The following is a 16,098-nucleotide window of genomic DNA, read 5'->3' as shown; positions in this document are numbered from 1 at the left end:
CCGCTCGGTGTAGACCCGCAGCCGCGGCGCGAGCAGGATCCAGCTTCCCGCGAAGCCGGCGGCCAGACCCACCGCGATCCACGCCTCACCCAGACCGGAGACGTAGATGGCACCGGGCAGGCCCAGCAGCAGCCAACCGCTGAAGTCACTGGCGTTGGCGCTGAGNCCGGCCACCCANCTGTTGAGNNNNCGGCCACCGAGTACGAAGTCCGACTGCGAGGTCGTGCTCTTGTAGACCCAGAGGCCGATGCCGACCATGCCGGCGAGGTACAGCACGAAGGTCACCACGGACCCGAGCATGGAGTCGTTCACAACCGGCTCCCCCTTTCTGAACACGCGAAGGCTCAGCCTCGACACGTTTCCTGTAATCCATGGAACCGATCATTCCGGTGGATAGCGGTCGACCACAACACCCTCTTGTTGAACAAACCACGCAAAGAGGATTTTGAGCTTTTTATCGCACACACATGTTCTCTCCGCCACACGCGAACAAGGCCACCCACGGGCCAGAGAACATCCGATATCCCCTCATGGGATGTCCTTCTATCCCCTGCACGCAAGGGAAAACAGGCACCTCAACCCCTGCGGGACACCTCGGGCCACCTCCAGCTTCCGGATACACCGGAACAACACGGAAACACCGGGCCCACAGCGCGACCAACGGCAATGGTCCGGAAAGGACGGAGCAGCCAGATTCACCGGATCCTCGATTCAGAGAAACATCGAAGACAGAAACCGGAAATCAAAAGCCAACCGAAGCAAGAGAATGGAGCGCGGAAGCACCCCGCATGGAAATATATCCGGTCAGCGGATGTCCTGTGTTCTGTGTATCCCTCGGCTCCGGCGAAGCCTCCGGGACCGAGGGAGCACACGAAGGGGCTACTGCGCCGACCGCTCCTCACGGCTCACCACGTGCGCCCTGCCCACGGTGCCCTCGGGGAAGGGGACCTGTGTGGCCAGGGGAGGCATGCCCTCGGCCAGCAGCGCCTGGACCAGTTCGCCGGGGGTGTCGGTGCGCATGGTGACGTACTTGCCGTCGTGGGAGACGACCTCCACGCCCGGGCCGGGCCGGCCGATCAGAGTGGTGCGGCCCAGCCGCCGGGCGCTGCGCATGTCGAACTCCGCCCGACCGATGTAGGCGATCGCCTCCGTGGGGACCGTGACGCTGCGGCGGCCAAGCCTTGCCTGCATCCGCCCGTTCCGGACCGTCACCACCACACTCACCGAGTTGGCGGCCTGGAACCAGGTGAACACACCGGCGGCGGACGCGAGCACGGCGAACAGCCAGTTGACCTCGCCGAGAGCGGCCAGGATAAGGGCGGCCACGGGAAGAGCGGCACCGAGCAGTCGGTTGATGTTGCGGGCTACCGGGCTGACGAGGAGCTTCTGCTTGTAGGCGGGGCCTCCGGGCCGCTGCTGGCCCTCGGCGGCCTGTGGAGGGTTCTGGGATATCACGGAGGATGGCTCCAGGGCTGGTTCAGGGGATGGGGGTCCGCGGACCGAAGGCCGGACCGCGACCGACAAGGTACCTCGACCCGCCCCGGGGCCGTCCCTCCGCGCGAGCCCGCACCAGTGCAGGGCACGGACCCGCGAAGGCCCGGGCCGCGCGCCCGGCCCGGGCCTTTCAGGGAGGGAGCCGCCGGCTGCGGCCCCGGACACGGCCCTCCCCCACCGCCGACGGGGAGACGGACTGTGTCCTCGCAGGTCAGTCCCAGTCCAGACCGCCACCGGTCTGGTACTCGATGACCCGGGTCTCGAAGAAGTTCTTCTCCTTCTGGAGGTCCATCATCTCGCTCATCCAGGGAAACGGGTTCTCCGTCTGACCGAAGATGGGGGCCAGACCGATCTGCTCCGCACGGCGGTCGGTGATGAAGTGCATGTACTTCTCGCACAGCTCGGCGTTGAGGCCCAGCACACCGCGCGGCATGGTCTCACGGCCGTAGGCCACCTCCAGCTCACAGGCCTCCGTGAGCATCGCGCGGACCTCCGCCTGGAACTCCTCGCTCCACAGGTGCGGGTTCTCGATCTTGATCTGGTTGATCACGTCGATACCGAAGTTCAGGTGGATCGACTCGTCCCGCAGGATGTACTGGTACTGCTCGGCGATGCCGACCATCTTGTTGCGGCGGCCCAGCGACAGGATCTGCGCGAAGCCGGTGTAGAACCACATGCCCTCGAAGATCACGTAGAACGCCACCAAGTCCCGCAGGAACGCCTGGTCGGCCTCGGGGGTACCGGTGCGGAAGTCGGGATCCTCCAGGTTCTGCGTGTACTTGAGCGCCCACGCGTCCTTGGCCGTGATCGACGGGATCTCCCGGTACATGTTGAAGAGCTCGCCCTCGTCCAGGCCCAGGCTCTCGCAGATGTACTGGAAGGTGTGCGTGTGCACCGCCTCCTCGAAGGCCTGGCGAAGCAGGTACTGGCGGCACTCCGGGTTGGTGAGCTGGCGGTACACGGCCAGGACGATGTTGTTGGCCACCAGCGACTCGGCGGTGGCGAAGAACCCGAGGTTGCGCTTGAGCATGAGGCGCTCGTCCTCGGTCAGCCCGTCCCTGGACTTCCACAGCGCGATGTCGGCCTGCATCGCGACCTCGGTGGGCATCCAGTGGTTGTTGCAGCCCGCCAGGTACTTGTCCCACGCCCACGTGTACTTGAGGGGGAGCAACTGGTTGACGTCGGCGCGGGCGTTGATCATCGCCTTGTCGTCGACACTGACGCGCGCGGCGTCGCGCTCGATCTCCCCGAGTCCGCTGGTCGCGCTGGCGCTGTGGTCGGCTGCTGTGGTCATGCTGGGTCGTCTTCCCTGTCTCCGGGTGGTCCGGATCTCGGCGGTGCGTGGCGTCTGGGTGGCGGGAGGCCCCGGACCGGGGCCGTCCGCGACGTAGGCGGGCGGCCTCCGGCCACTGCTCCCTCAGGGGTACGGGCGGGCCTACTGGCAGGCCTCGCACTCGGAGTCGTCGATGGAGCACGCCTGGCCGTCCACGATCTCGAACTCGTCCTCGCCCGCCGCGGTGGGTGCCGGGTTCGGGGACGGGCTGGGGGACGGGCTCGGTGCGGGAGCCGGGGTCGCGGACACCGCGTTGAGGCGGCCGTCCGTGCCCTTCAGGGTGCTCTTCTCGACGTGGGTGGCGCTCTGCGAACGCAGGTAGTACGTGGTCTTGAGACCCGAGCGCCAGGCCCTGCGGTACAGGGCGTCGAGCTTGCGGCCGCTCGGCGCGGCCATGTACAGGTTCAGCGACTGGGCCTGGTCGATCCACTTCTGGCGGCGCGATCCGGCGTCCACCAGCCAGTCCGGGTCCACCTCGAAGGCCGTGGCGTACAGGGCCTTGAGGTCGTCGGGCACACGGGCGATCTCGCCCAGGCTGCCGTCGTGCAGCTTCAGCGCCGAGACCATGTCGTCGTCCCACAGGCCGCGGTCCTTGAGGTCACGGACCAGGTAGGGGTTGACGACGGTGAAGTCGCCGGACATGTTCGACTTCACGAACAGGTTGCGGTAGACCGGCTCGATCGACTGGCTCACGCCGGTGATGTTGGCGATGGTGGCGGTGGGGGCGATCGCCATCACGTTGGAGTTGCGCATCCCGGTGGTGCGCACCCGCTCGCGCAGCGAGTCCCAGTCCAGGCTCTCGCCCCGGTCGACGTCCAGGTCGCCGCCGCGCGCCTTGGCCAGGGCCTGGAGGGAGTCGATCGGCAGGACGCCCCTGCTCCACAGCGAGCCGTCGAAGGTCTCGTAGGAGCCGCGCTCGGCAGCCAGCTCCATGGACGCCTCGATCGCGTGGTAGCTGATCAGCTCCATGCTCTCGTCGGCGAAGGCCACCGCGCCCTCGGAGGCGAAGGGCAGGCGCAACTTGAACAGGGCGTCCTGGAAGCCCATGAGGCCCAGGCCCACGGGGCGGTGGCGCATGTTCGCGCGGCGCGCCTCGGGGATGGTGTAGAAGTTCACGTCGATGACGTTGTCGAGCATCCGCACGGCGGTGCGCACGGTGCGGCGCAGGCGCTCGACGTCCAGCCCGTCGGGACCGGTGTGCTGGGCCAGGTTGACCGAGCCCAGGTTGCAGACGGCGACCTCGTCGGCGCTGGTGTTGAGCGTGATCTCGGTGCACAGGTTGGAGGAGTGCACCACGCCCGTGTGCTGCTGCGGCGAGCGCAGGTTGCACGCGTCCTTGAACGTGATCCACGGGTGGCCGGTCTCGAAGAGCATGGTGAGCATGCGGCGCCACAGGTCCACGGCCCGGACCTTCTTGGCAACCTTGATCCGGCCCGCCTCGGCCTCGGCCTCGTAGCGGGTGTAGGCCTCGGCGAACTCGGTGCCGTACTTGTCGTGCAGGTCGGGGACCTCGTCCGGGGAGAACAGGGTCCAGGAGGCGTCCTGCTCCACGCGCTGCATGAACAGGTCCGGCACCCAGTTCGCGGTGTTCATGTCGTGGGTGCGGCGGCGCTCGTCACCGGTGTTCTTGCGCAGGTCGAGAAACTCCTCGACGTCGATGTGCCAGGTCTCCAGATAGGCGCAGACCGCGCCCTTGCGGCGCCCGCCCTGGTTGACGGCGACGGCGGTGTCGTTGGCGATCTTCAGGAACGGGACGACACCCTGGCTCTTGCCGTTGGTGCCGCGGATGTGCGCCCCGAGCCCGCGCACCGGGGTCCAGTCGTTGCCCAGGCCGCCGGAGTACTTGGACAGCATGGCGTTGTTGCTGATGCCGTGGAAGATCGACTGGAGGTCGTCGCCCACGGTGGTGAGGAAGCAGGAGGAGAGCTGCGCGCGCACCGTGCCCGAGTTGAACAGGGTGGGGGTGGAGGCCATGAAGTCGAACGACGACAGCAGCTCGTAGAACTCCACGGCGCGGGTGTCGCGATCGTCCTCGTTGAGGGCCAGGCCCATGGCCACGCGCATGAAGAAGGCCTGCGGCAGCTCGTAGCGGGTGCCGTCGCTGTGCAGGAAGTAGCGGTCGTAGAGGGTCTGGAGGCCGAGGAAGGTGAAGTCCTCGTCGCGCTCGGGGCGCAGGGCGGCGCCCAGGCGCTCCAGGTCGAACGTGGCCAGGGCCGGGTCGAGCTGGCCCAGCTCGATTCCGCGGCTGACGTAGGCGGCCAGGTAGGCGGAGTAGTGGCCGGCCATCTCGGACTGGCTCGCGGACCGGGGGGCGCCCTCAATGAAGGTGAGGGCCTCGCGGCGGAGCGTGTCCAGCAGCAGCCGGGCGGCCACGTAGGAGTAGTCGGGGTCGACCTCCACGAAGCTGCGGGCCGCCATGACCAGTGCGAGCTCCACCTCGGAGGCGGGGATGCCGGGGTAGAGCCCTTGGCGCGCCTCGCTCAGGACCTTGTCGGCCGAGACGCCGGTGAGCCCCGCGCACGCCTCGGTCACGACCTGTTCGATCCGGTCGACGGCGTTGGGAGGAGCGCCGTTGTCGGTCGACTCCCGCCGGACGGACGCGGGCAGGGCTTCGACGTCAAGGGACATACGGCGGCTCCAAGCTCGGTAGAGGAATCCCGGCAGGACGGGGGTACGGCAGGGCCGGGGTGCGCGAAGCACGGGTGGAACGACGCTATGGACGTGTTCGCTCGACGACCGGTGATCGCGGAAGGTCCGCCTTCAAGCCCCCGTCACGGATGCACGCGGCGCGCGCATCCCCGATGGCAGGTCCTCGGGCCCGTGGGCGGCGTCATGCTCGTCGCTTCCCGGGGCCGTCCTGAACCATCGATACGCAGATACTACATCTTGTGGATGGCGCATTGGAACACCGCAAGATAACCCGCGTGTTGCCTCAATCGGTGTCCAACCGGCGATCCAGGTCGTCTTCTCCCAGGCCAAGGTCCACCCGGACGCGGAAGCGGAGCCGCAGGAGTTCGAGGAGCAGTTCGCGTACGCGCGGCTCCCCTTCACGGTGGAGGTAGTGGCGGACCCCGGCGGTCGCCCACCGCTCGGCACCCTGGAAGTCGTCGTGAGCGTACAGCGCCTCGGCGACATGCACGTAGGTGGGCAGCCCGGGAGGCTCGTCCTTCTCCAGGCGGCTCAGGTGGGCGTAGGCGCTCTCCGTCTCGTCCAGTTGGAGCAGGGAGCCCGCGCTCAGTGCGCGGGGGTCGATCACCGTGGGGCCGCCGTCGTCGATCGCACGCTGGTAGGCGGCGCACGCGCGCTCGTACTCCTGAGCGATTTCCCACTGTTCCCCGGCCCGGACGAACAGTTCGGCGCGGCCGACCTCACTTCCGGAGTCGACCTGGTTGGCCAGGTCCTGCAACCGGGCGGCGACGGGTCCGTGCTCCCCCGACCGGACGGCGTGGAACTCCATACGGTCCAGGTCGGCCGTCGTCACATGGGTCACCCGCATCGCATCCCTAACTCGCCCTCCCGCACGCTGTTCAGGGCCTGGCGCGCTCCAAGGCCTGCCAGAACCCCAGGCGCAGTCCGTCCCGGACCTCGTCGCGCAGCAAGTGGTCGACCGGCAGCGAGGAGCCCTGGAGCAGACGCGCCTCCAGGTCGGAGGGCATCCGTGGCCGACGGGCGAGCACCGCCTCCACCCACAGTGCGGGGGCCTCACGGGCGATCGACTCCGCGAAGTCGTTCCCTTCCTTGCGCGCGACGCGCACCGCCTCGTCAACGGTATTCGTGCCGGGACGCGCCTGCTGAGGATATCCGGGGGCGGGGTCCTGGCGGCCCCCGCCCCCGAACCGTTCGTCGTGATCGGGACCAGTACGGTGCGAGCCTCCATAACCGGAGACCGCCCCGCCGCGGCGTGCGGCGTCAGTGTCGGTACTGGTCCCAAAGATAGGGTTTGCGTCGGCCGCACCCCCGAAACCGTCCCCCTGTGCGAAGCGGGGGTCCTGTTGGGCCGGTGGGCTGCCTCTGTGCCCGGGCGGCGCCTGCCCCGGCGGCTGCTCCGCGGCGAACGACCTCTGCGGCCCGGTACCGCCCATGTACCCGTTCTGCTGCACCGAATCGGTCTGGGGGCCGGGGACACCCCTGCCGGGCAGCGCGTACCCGTCGGCTCCGCGCATCGACGGGTGCTCTCCGGTGGCGGGGAGGCCGTTCTGGGCGCCTGTGGGCTGCGCACCGGGGTAGGCCCCGTTGCCGCTCACGGCGATCTGGCTCCCCGAGGGGAAGCCGTTGGCGTCGATGGCCCCGGGTTCGCGCACCTCGCCCGGCGGCCCGGCGAGGTGGTCGCCCCGCTGCTGGGCGAGGCTGCGCCGCATCGCTCTCAACTGGTCCATGGCGCTGCCCTGGGGCACGCGCTGGGGACCGGTCTCGGAGTAGGCCGGCTCCCTGGCCCGTACCGGCGGGCCGACCGGTTCGGCCTGCGCCTCCGCGTGCTGCGGCTCCAGCGGCGAACGCGGGGGCTCGGGGGCCTGGCGCGGGTGGCCGTTGGGGAAGGCCGCCCCGTTCTTGACGGCGGTCTCTTGGGGCGCTCCCCCGCCACCGTGCAGCGCGACGTGCGGGCGCAGGTGGCCCGCACCGATCTCGATGAGGTCGTCGCACTCCCGGCGCAGAGCCCTGGAGATGGTCCAGTCGCCCTCGACGGAGACGTGCACGACGGTGACCCGCACGCCGAGGTCCTGGACGTCGGCGACCACGGATGCCATGTCCTCGTCACCGCTGACCACGACGGCGTCGCAGAGGACCCCGCTCCGGGCCAGGGTGGTGAGATCGCGCTGGACGTAGCTCTCCACGCCCTCGCGGCGGCCCGGCCGGATGCGTGCCGCACGGAACTTGACACCGGGGATGTCGGCGATGCCGTCCTGTTCCTGGGTCCGCCGGTCGTCGGCGACCGCCTCGTACCAGTAGCAGCGCAGCAACGGCAGGCCGGTGCGGTCCCGCGCGACCTCGTTGAGGAACTGGACGAGCCCGGAGTAGTCCCAGGAGACGGAGTCCCGACTGCGGGTTCCGTGTACGGCCATCGCGCCGTCCGCGAGGAGGTACCCCGCGTCGACGAACAACGCGCAGCGGTCCACGTGACACACCCCCTTCCCTGTCGACTCGGGGCCATGTGCATGACCGGCCACAGCCTAGCCAATGTCCGTCTCGTTTTGCGCTCTCCCCTGAGAACACCCAAAGTTGCGGACACGCTTCGAGCCGTGGTTATCCCCGCGTCGGTGCCGTCACCACAACGGCTCCGAGGAGGAGCGCATCACGGTCGGATCGAATCCGGACATCCGATTCACGGCCGAGTCCGATGTCGAATCGGAGGACATCCGTCCCGAACCCGGTCCGGTCCCCCACCGCACCGCGGGCGGACCCGGTGAAGGCGTTCTCGGCAGTTCCGGGACCGCCGACCGGAGCGAGGGCCGTCCCGTCCACCGTCAACCGGTCCCCCGCCAGACCGGCGTCGCCCTCCCAAGCGATGACACCGATCTCGGAGTCCACCGCGGCGGGCGGCAGACCGGAGACCGGAAAGACCGTCTCTCCACCGCCGAACACGGCCTCGGTGCCGTCCAGCACCATCACCCGGTCGCGCGGGCCGACGGACGGGTCCTCCATTACCACCACCAGACCCCATCCGGCGTAGGTGCCGCGCCCTCGCTCCGCGGGCACGTCGGCGACCCACCACTGACCGCCGCCCTGTTGTCGAACCAGGTCGGTGACCTCGGCGAACGCCTGGTATGCGGGGTATCCGGGCAGGTCCGCACGGCCGACGTCCCGCGCCCGGACCGTCCGGTACCCGTCCATGTCCGGCCCTCTGACCCGCGCGGCGGCCTCCTCCGGGCTGCCGCTCCCGGAGAAGTACAGCCCGGCCCAGAGCACCGAGCCCCCCTCGGGGAGCTCCCAGAACGCGGAAGTGGACGAGGCGGTACCGGGATTTCGGTCGAGATCCAGCGGTGCCGCCTCCCAGTGGTCATTGTCACTCCGCACCCCCTGCCTGAGTTGTTGCAGAGCGCACGGTTCATCGCTGTTCGCCTGCTGTCCTGTACCGCTGATCGGGGGAGGCAGCGGGACCGGGCCCGGTAGGACGGAGCCGGACAGCGGCCACGGCCACACGGGTGCACGCCCCCCGCGCACGGCACAGGTCGCCAGGGAGTTGCCCACGCTCTCGGCCCGCACACGCCCCGCGGCGGCGTAGCGCGCCGCCACCCCCTCGGCGCTCACCCCCCTGTTACCGGTCGCGACGGCAAAGGCCCCACCGGAGGTCACGGAGACGGAGGCGGGCACGCCGAGCCCGGCGCCGCCGTGGACGCGCACGTCGATGAACTGGGTGCTGCTCTGGCCGGCGGCCATGGCCGAAAGCACACAGCGCCCTCCGCCACTGCCCGGGAAACAGCTCCAGTCGCCGCGGCCGGAAGCGTGCGGCAGTGCGTGTCCCGCCCCGCCCGAGGAGGCCATCTCCACACCGGGGGGCAGGGTGATCACCGCGACGACGTCGTCCGCGGTCGCCCCGCCGAGGTTGCGCACGTCCATCACCATGATTCCGTCACTGCCGGGGACCAGGGCGCCGACGGGGTCGATGCCCGCGGAGAACACCGGTTCGTCGGCTTCCGCGGGCCGCTCGGGCGTGTCCGTGGCGGCGGGTTCGCCCCCCTCAGGGGAGGGCGGGGCCGGGGGCCGTCCGGGCTCGGCCCGCGGGCCCGCGGGCCCGGGTTCGGACGCGGGATCGGGCTCGGCAGCGGCGGGAGGTCCCGCGGGGTCCGCCGAAGAGGGGTCGGGCACGGGGCCCTCTCCCCCCGTCAGGGCCAGGGCGACCACGGCGGCGAGGCAGGCGGAGGCCCCCGCCCCGACCCCGGCCGCCTGCTTGGGGACGCGCCTCAGCCGACCCAGCCAAGCCCACGGCACCCCACCGGCGGCGAGGTATCCCGTGGCGCCGAGGCCTGCTACCAGGGGTAGCACGGTGCCGCGCAGGGCGAGGTTGACATCCATCAGCTCCATGTGGATCGCCCGGCAGTGCGCGCAGAGGTCCAAGTGGTCGTCGACCCTGCCGGTGTCGCGTGTGCCCAGACCGCCCCGGACGTAGGCACCGAGGTTCCCGAGCGTGGGCCGACACGCCTCGGGGGCGTCCTCCACCAGGTGCATCTGGAGATAGGCCTGCCGCAGCCCCTCACGGGCCCGGTATGCGAGCGCGGCCACACTGTTAGCGCGCATGCCCAGGACCGGGGCCGCCTCGGAAGGTTTGGCGCCCTCGATCTCGGTGTGCCACAGCACCGTCTGCCAGCGCTCCGGCAACGAGCGGAAGGCACGGGCGATGAGGGCGCGTTCGAGCCCTTCCACGGCCGGGTCGTGGAAGGGCTCCCCGGGGGCAAGGGCCTCCAGGTCGTCCGTGGCGATCTGGCGCCGGTCCCGGCGGCCCCGGTCGTAGGCCGCGTTGCGGACGGCGGTGAGGAGGTAGGGGCGAAAGCAGTCCGTGGGGCCCCGCCCCCTGCGGATCACGCCGAGCACCCGGGCGAAGGCCTCGGCGACGGCGTCCTCGGCTTCGGCCTCCCCCCGGAGGAGTTGGCGTGCCAGGCCGCGCGCGGCACCCGCGTGGCGTTCGTAGAGAACACCGTAGGCGTCAGCGTCGCCGTCACGCACCCGTTTTATGCACTGGTCGTCCCCAAGTGGTTGCCCTGGGTGATGGCCTTCGGCGTCGGTCACCGATGTCCTTTCTCCTGTGCGCCCCCGTCAGGTGCGGGCGGGGGCCGGATCCTGTCGGGAGGGGAGTCTGCCGCCGGGTGCGTCATCGCCCGCGATGATGCGCTGCCGCAGCGTATCGGCGACGCGCTGGTAGATCGGTCGGACCACCACGACACCTGGACCCCGGCCACGGACCGCTCCGGCCCCTCCCCCTCCCGGGGCCGGAGCCCACACCGAGCGGCACCACCTCAGCCGCGCAGATCGGCCAGGAGCGCCGCGAGCACCCGCGGGGCCTCCTCGGGTGCGGCCTCACGCACCGTCCATCCGCGCATGCGGGCGAGCCGCGCCGCGTGCGCGCGGGCAGGGCCGGTGAGCAGGTAGCCGCAGGGGGCGTCCGGCCAGTCGGCGACCATCGGCAGCGGCTCCGACCGATAGCCGGACGGCCCCTTTTCCTCGTCGGCCGCCTCCCCCTCCGCGCCCTGATCGCGTTCGAGGTCGGCGCGGGTGGGGCTTCCCGGGCGCGGCAGGAGCGAGTCCACCAGCACATAGCCGAACACCGGACGGTGCGCCGCGCGCTGGGCCGCCCCCACGGCCCCGACGAGCGGCCCGGCACCGCCCTCGGCGACCAGGGCAACCGGCTCCCCGGTACCGACCAGGCGGTTGACCTCCAGGCTGGCCTGGGCGACGTAGCGCGCCGCGTAGGGGGCGCGGTCGTCGGCGCCCGCGGCGGGCAGGACCGGGTCGACCCCCAGGGCCGGGAGCGCGCCGGGCAGACCGGGCAGGCGCGAAGGGCGGCCGAGGGGCGGAGGGAGGAGGACGGCGATCACTCCGCGCCGCCGCGCGTCTCGTCGCGCACCCAGTCCAGGTAGGCGGGGTTGCCGCCCACGACCGCAACGGCGACGATCTCGGGGACGTCGTAGGGGTGCGCCTCCAGCAGGTGCGCGGTGAGGTCGGCCAGCCGGCCGACGGCGGTCTTGGCGACCACCGTCCACTCCTCGTCGGCCTGGACCGCCCCCTCCCAGCGGTAGAAGCTGGTGACCGGTCCGCCGACCTGGGCGCACGCGGCCAGCCCGTGTTCGATCACCGACCGTGCGAGCCGCTGCGCTCCCTCACGGCTGTCGACGGTCGTCTCCACCCGGACGGTGTCCCCGGTTCCCGGCACAGCCACCCCTCCCCACCTGGGCGCTCGCGCGAGCGGTCCGTGCGTGCCGCCTGCGCCCGGTGTCCTAGGCTCATTGCTCATGAGCGAACGTGATGAACTCCTGCGTCAGATCAACGATAAGGCGGTCGTCCGCGGGAAGGTGACCCTGTCCTCAGGCCTGGAGGCCGACTACTACGTCGACCTGCGCCGGGTGACGCTGGATGGGAAGGCCGCTCCGCTGGTCGGCTCGGTCATGTTGGACAACGTCGCGGACCTGGAGTTCGACGCCGTGGGCGGGCTGACCCTGGGCGCCGACCCGGTGGCCGCGGCCATGCTGCACGCGGCCCGTGCGCGGGGGCGGGACCTGGACGCCTTCGTGGTGCGCAAGGCGGGCAAGGCGCACGGGTTGCAGCGCCGGATCGAGGGGCCGGACGTGAAGGGGCGGCGGGTCCTGGCCCTGGAGGACACCTCGACCACGGGCGGTTCGGTGCTGACCGCGGTGGAGGCGCTGCGGGAGGAGGGCGCCGAGGTCGTCGCGGTGGCGCTGGTCCTGGACCGCGGGGCGCGCGAGCGCGTGACGGGCGAGGGCCTGGAGTACCGGGCGGTCTACGACGTGTCCGAACTGGACGTGTGAGGGTCCGGGGCCCGCGGGCCCCGCCTACTCGTCCTCGGCGGGGGCGACGGTGAAGTTGTGGTCCTCTCCCCCGTCGGGGAGGTCGACCATCGCGCCCTCGACGTAGACGTCGACCGCGGAGGGGTCCCCTATGGTGACCTCCAGGCCGTCCTCAGCGTCGTGGAAGGCGATCGAGCGGCCCTGCTCTATCACTTGGTCGTGGAGGACCTCGCCGCCGGGCACGCGGACGAACACGCGACTCGACTCACCGGTGACGTGCACGTAGAGGGCGCCCATGTCCTCGTCCCCGACCTCCCTGGAGGAGTCGGAGGAGCTCGCGCTGATGCTGGTGCTGGTGTTCGGCAGCGAGCGGTAGAGGAAGTACCCACCCAGAGCCACCAGTGTGACGAGGAGCAGGATGGCGCCGACGATGGCCATCACCTGACCAACGCCCTTTGGATCGTTCCTATGCCTTCCCACGGCGTTGAATGTAGCGCGTATCACGCGAAAAAGCGACAGGATACGCCCGAATACCTGCCAAATCATCAACTCAGACACTTGAGCACCGAAGGCCACAGACCTTCACACGAACCCCACCGCACCCTTCGGGGCGACACGCCGACAGGCCGGGAAAGGCGGCTCTGACCAGGCACTTTTTGGTCTAGACCTTTCCAGGAGCTCCACGTATTCGTGATACTTGGGGAACACGTGGCGGACATCACCGGACGTCCGGACCCCCCGCAGGGCCCTCCCCGGAATTCGGCCTCCGCCCGAGAACGCACGTGGGATGTCGCCGGACACCGCCGGCGGCCGCTCGCTCCAGGACGAATCCAGGGAGAGTACGCATGCCCATCGCCAGTCCCGAGGTCTACACCGAGATGCTGAAGCGCGCGAAGACCCAGGGCTTCGCCTACCCGGCCATCAACGTGACCTCCAGTCAGACGCTGCACGCCGCCCTCCGAGGCTTCGCCGAGGCCGAGTCCGACGGCATCGTCCAGATCTCCACCGGCGGGGCCGAGTTCCTCTCCGGGGCCACGGTCAAGGACATGGTCACCGGTTCGGTCGCCTTCGCCGAGTTCGCGCGTGTGGCCGCCGAGAAGTACCCGGTGAACGTCGCCCTGCACACCGACCACTGCCCGAAGAACAAACTCGACGGCTTCGTCCGCCCCCTGCTGGAGATCTCCAAGGAACGCGTCGCCCGCGGCCAGGAACCGCTCTTCCAGTCCCACATGTGGGACGGCTCCGCGGTCGAACTGGAGGAGAACCTCCGAATCGCCGAGGAGCTCCTGGCCGCCTCCAAGACCGCCCACACGATCCTGGAGATCGAGGTCGGCGTCGTCGGCGGCGAGGAGGACGGCATCGTGGGCGAGATCAACGAGAAGCTCTACACCACCCCCGAGGACGCCCTGCGCACCGCCGAGGCCCTGGGCCTGGGCGAGAAGGGCTACTACATGACCGCCCTGACCTTCGGCAACGTGCACGGCTCCTACAAGCCCGGTTTCGTGAAGCTGCGCCCACAGGTCCTCAAGGAGGCCCAGGAGGCCGTCGGCAGCAAGCACGGCAAGGACCAGCCGTTCGACTTCGTGTTCCACGGCGGCTCGGGCTCCTCCATGGAGGAGATCCACGAGGCCATCGGGTACGGCGTCGTGAAGATGAACGTGGACACCGACACCCAGTACGCCTTCACGCGTCCCATCGTCGACCACGTCATGCGCAACTACGACGGCGTGCTCAAGGTCGACGGCGAGATCGGCAGCAAGAAGGCCTACGACCCCCGCTCCTACGGCAAGGCGGCCGAGGCCGGCATGGCCGCCCGCGTGGTCGAGGCCGCCCAGCACCTGAAGTCGGCGGGCAACAAGATGTCCTGACCCTCGGGAACACGTCCGGGCGCGCCCCTTACCCCGCCCTTCGGGAAGGGGCGCGCCCGGGTGGCAGGATGGGGCCATGGACATGCACCGGAACCTGTTGGGCGAGCCGCCCGCCACCCGCCTGCCCGACCACCCCGAGGCCCGCGAGGCCCTGGCCGCGGCCGACGACCCCACCGCCGTCGCGGGACGCTTCCCGACCTACTCCGCCGCCTGGGCCCGCCTGGCGGAGAACGCTCTGGCCGCCGACGAGCCCGTGGCCGCCTACGCCTACGCGCGTACTGGCTACCACCGCGGACTGGACCAGCTCCGCCGCTCCGGCTGGAAGGGGCACGGTCCGATCCCCTGGGACCATGAGCCCAACCGCGGCTTCCTGCGCGCCCTGTACGCGCTGAGCACGGCCGCCGACCGCATCGGCGACACGGAGGAGGCCGAGCGCTGCGCGGCCTTCCTGCGCGACTCCAGCGCCGAGGCGGCCGAGGCGCTGCTGAGGTGAGCCCCCTTCCGCCCCTGGGCTGTGGACGGACACGGTCCTAAGGCCGGAAACCACTGGTCGTGTACCCTCAATACGCAACGGCCCCTGTCGCTGCCTTGCGCCAGGGGTTCATCCATGTTCGGGGGGGTAGGCCACCCCGAAGGTGTCGAATCGAAGAGGTAGAGACCAATGCCGGCCATCACGCTCGTGGGAGCCCAGTGGGGCGACGAGGGCAAGGGCAAGGCCACCGACCTTGTCGGCGACCGCGTGGACTACGTGGTCCGCTACCAGGGTGGCAACAACGCCGGGCACACGGTGGTCATCGGCGACCAGAAATACGCCCTCCACCTCCTGCCGTCCGGCATCCTCTCCCCGAACGTCGTGCCCGTGATCGCCAACGGCGTCGTCATCGACCCGGGCGTCCTCCTGGAGGAACTCGAAGGCCTGGACGAGCGCGGTGTGGACACCTCACGCCTGCTCATCTCCGCGAACGCGCACCTGATCATGCCCTACCACCGGGCCCTGGACAAGGTCAGCGAGCGCTTCCTCGGCAAGGCCAGGATCGGCACCACCGGCCGCGGCATCGGCCCCACCTACGCCGACAAGGTCTCCCGGCAGGGCGTGCGCGTACAGGACATGTTCGACCCCAAGATCCTGCGCGAGAAGATCGAGCTGGCGCTGAAGGACAAGAACCAGCTCCTCACCAAGGTGTTCAACCGGCGCGCCCTGGACGCCGAGCCGATCATCGAGGAGTACATGGGCTACGCCGAGCGGCTGCGCCCCTATGTCGCCGACACCTCGCTGATCCTCAACCGGGCCCTGGACAAGGGCAAGACGGTCTACCTTGAGGGCTCCCAGGGCACGCTCCTGGACATCGACCACGGCACCTACCCGTTCGTCACCTCGTCCTCCCCCACCGCCGGCGGCGCGGCTGCGGGCGCGGGGCTGGGACCCACCCGCATCACGAAGGTCGTCGGCATCCTCAAGGCCTACACCACACGCGTCGGTTCCGGCCCCTTCCCCACCGAGCTCCTCGGCGAGGAGGGGGACTGGCTGCGTGTCCAAGGCGGCGAGTACGGGGTCACCACCGGCCGCGACCGCCGGTGCGGGTGGTTCGACGCCCCCATCGCGCGCTACGCGACCCGGGTCAACGGCATCACCGACTTCTTCCTCACCAAGCTCGACGTGCTCACGGGCCTCGACAGCATCCCCGTGTGCGTGGCCTACGACGTCGACGGGGTCCGCCACGACGAGATCCCCATGACGCAGACCGAGTTCCACCACGCCGTGCCCGTGTACGAGTACCTCGACGGCTGGTCCGAGGACATCACAGGAGTCCGCCGATTCGACGATCTTCCCAAGAACGCCCAGCGGTACGTGCGTACCCTGGAGGAGATGGCAGGGGCCCCGATCTCCGCCATCGGCGTCGGCCCGGCCCGCGAGGCGACACTCGAACTGAGTTCGCTCGTGTGACCG

14 protein-coding genes and 1 pseudogene are annotated in these 16,098 nt (G+C 70.2%); 4 read left to right on the top strand and 11 right to left on the bottom strand.

What is annotated here, in order from left to right; all coding sequences use genetic code 11:
• From B042_RS0115855 to cutA, 10 genes and pseudogenes are all read right to left on the bottom strand, one after another.
• Positions 1–300, bottom strand: a pseudogene (locus B042_RS0115855) (sodium/proline symporter PutP); the annotation flags it as partial.
• 579 nt (positions 301–879) lie between these two features.
• Positions 880–1,455: a hypothetical protein gene (locus tag B042_RS24450; protein ID WP_051415739.1), complete on the bottom strand. Its 576-nt coding sequence runs from the start codon at positions 1,453–1,455 to the stop codon at positions 880–882.
• A 250-nt stretch (positions 1,456–1,705) separates the two neighbouring features.
• The gene (locus B042_RS0115845) at positions 1,706–2,788 is read right to left on the bottom strand and encodes a ribonucleotide-diphosphate reductase subunit beta (RefSeq protein WP_028649145.1); all 1,083 of its coding nucleotides are present in this window, start codon (positions 2,786–2,788) and stop codon (positions 1,706–1,708) included.
• Between the two features lie 141 nt (positions 2,789–2,929).
• Positions 2,930–5,455: a ribonucleoside-diphosphate reductase subunit alpha gene (locus B042_RS0115840; protein ID WP_028649144.1), complete on the bottom strand. Its 2,526-nt coding sequence runs from the start codon at positions 5,453–5,455 to the stop codon at positions 2,930–2,932.
• A gap of 304 nt (positions 5,456–5,759) precedes the next feature.
• A complete protein-coding gene (locus B042_RS0115835) occupies positions 5,760–6,323 on the bottom strand; it encodes a hypothetical protein (RefSeq protein WP_028649143.1) in 564 nt (187 codons plus the stop codon).
• Positions 6,324–6,354: 31 nt separating this feature from the next.
• A complete protein-coding gene (locus B042_RS0115830; RefSeq protein ID WP_028649142.1) occupies positions 6,355–7,941 on the bottom strand; it encodes an NYN domain-containing protein in 1,587 nt (528 codons plus the stop codon).
• Positions 7,942–8,068: 127 nt separating this feature from the next.
• A complete protein-coding gene (locus B042_RS0115825; protein WP_231494116.1) occupies positions 8,069–10,486 on the bottom strand; it encodes a sigma-70 family RNA polymerase sigma factor in 2,418 nt (805 codons plus the stop codon).
• A gap of 90 nt (positions 10,487–10,576) precedes the next feature.
• Complete coding sequence (locus B042_RS25785) at positions 10,577–10,696, bottom strand: GntR family transcriptional regulator (RefSeq protein WP_197024334.1); 120 nt, start codon at positions 10,694–10,696, stop codon at positions 10,577–10,579.
• Between the two features lie 80 nt (positions 10,697–10,776).
• Positions 10,777–11,355, bottom strand: a complete 579-nt coding sequence (locus B042_RS0115820; protein ID WP_028649140.1) for a hypothetical protein — start codon at positions 11,353–11,355, stop codon at positions 10,777–10,779.
• Complete coding sequence (cutA, locus tag B042_RS0115815; RefSeq protein WP_028649139.1) at positions 11,352–11,690, bottom strand: divalent-cation tolerance protein CutA; 339 nt, start codon at positions 11,688–11,690, stop codon at positions 11,352–11,354. Before cutA ends, B042_RS0115820 begins: the two co-directional genes overlap by 4 nt.
• A gap of 79 nt (positions 11,691–11,769) precedes the next feature.
• On the opposite strand from cutA, the gene pyrE reads away from it, so the two are divergent.
• On the top strand, positions 11,770–12,303 hold the full coding sequence (gene pyrE / locus B042_RS0115810; protein ID WP_028649138.1) for an orotate phosphoribosyltransferase: 534 nt from the start codon (positions 11,770–11,772) through the stop codon (positions 12,301–12,303).
• Between the two features lie 24 nt (positions 12,304–12,327).
• Here pyrE and B042_RS0115805 read toward each other — a convergent pair whose 3' ends face one another.
• Entirely contained in the window at positions 12,328–12,720 is a 393-nt protein-coding gene (locus B042_RS0115805) for a RodZ domain-containing protein (protein WP_028649137.1), read from the bottom strand.
• Between the two features lie 407 nt (positions 12,721–13,127).
• On the opposite strand from B042_RS0115805, the gene fbaA reads away from it, so the two are divergent.
• From fbaA to B042_RS0115790, 3 genes are all read left to right on the top strand, one after another.
• Positions 13,128–14,150, top strand: coding sequence for a class II fructose-bisphosphate aldolase (gene fbaA / locus B042_RS0115800; protein ID WP_028649136.1), 1,023 nt, complete (start codon positions 13,128–13,130; stop codon positions 14,148–14,150).
• A gap of 76 nt (positions 14,151–14,226) precedes the next feature.
• Positions 14,227–14,643: a DUF3151 domain-containing protein gene (locus B042_RS0115795; RefSeq protein WP_028649135.1), complete on the top strand. Its 417-nt coding sequence runs from the start codon at positions 14,227–14,229 to the stop codon at positions 14,641–14,643.
• Between the two features lie 168 nt (positions 14,644–14,811).
• Positions 14,812–16,095: an adenylosuccinate synthase gene (locus B042_RS0115790; RefSeq protein ID WP_028649134.1), complete on the top strand. Its 1,284-nt coding sequence runs from the start codon at positions 14,812–14,814 to the stop codon at positions 16,093–16,095.
• Positions 16,096–16,098 lie beyond the last annotated feature (3 nt).

Origin of the sequence: Nocardiopsis sp. CNT312, assembly GCF_000515115.1 — a bacterium.
GTDB lineage: Bacteria > Actinomycetota > Actinomycetes > Streptosporangiales > Streptosporangiaceae > Nocardiopsis.
The sequence above is the reverse complement of the archived record's forward strand: the minus strand, read 5'-3'. Positions and strand labels throughout refer to the sequence as shown.

Coding starts and splice junctions, on each gene's coding strand:
- B042_RS0115845 (WP_028649145.1), bottom strand. CDS start 2,788: ATGACCACAGCAGCCGACCACAGCGCCAGCGCGACCAGCGGACTCGGG.
- B042_RS0115840 (WP_028649144.1), bottom strand. CDS start 5,455: ATGTCCCTTGACGTCGAAGCCCTGCCCGCGTCCGTCCGGCGGGAGTCG.
- B042_RS0115835 (WP_028649143.1), bottom strand. CDS start 6,323: ATGCGGGTGACCCATGTGACGACGGCCGACCTGGACCGTATGGAGTTC.
- pyrE (WP_028649138.1), top strand. CDS start 11,770: ATGAGCGAACGTGATGAACTCCTGCGTCAGATCAACGATAAGGCGGTC.
- B042_RS0115805 (WP_028649137.1), bottom strand. CDS start 12,720: ATGGCCATCGTCGGCGCCATCCTGCTCCTCGTCACACTGGTGGCTCTG.
- fbaA (WP_028649136.1), top strand. CDS start 13,128: ATGCCCATCGCCAGTCCCGAGGTCTACACCGAGATGCTGAAGCGCGCG.
- B042_RS0115795 (WP_028649135.1), top strand. CDS start 14,227: ATGGACATGCACCGGAACCTGTTGGGCGAGCCGCCCGCCACCCGCCTG.
- B042_RS0115790 (WP_028649134.1), top strand. CDS start 14,812: ATGCCGGCCATCACGCTCGTGGGAGCCCAGTGGGGCGACGAGGGCAAG.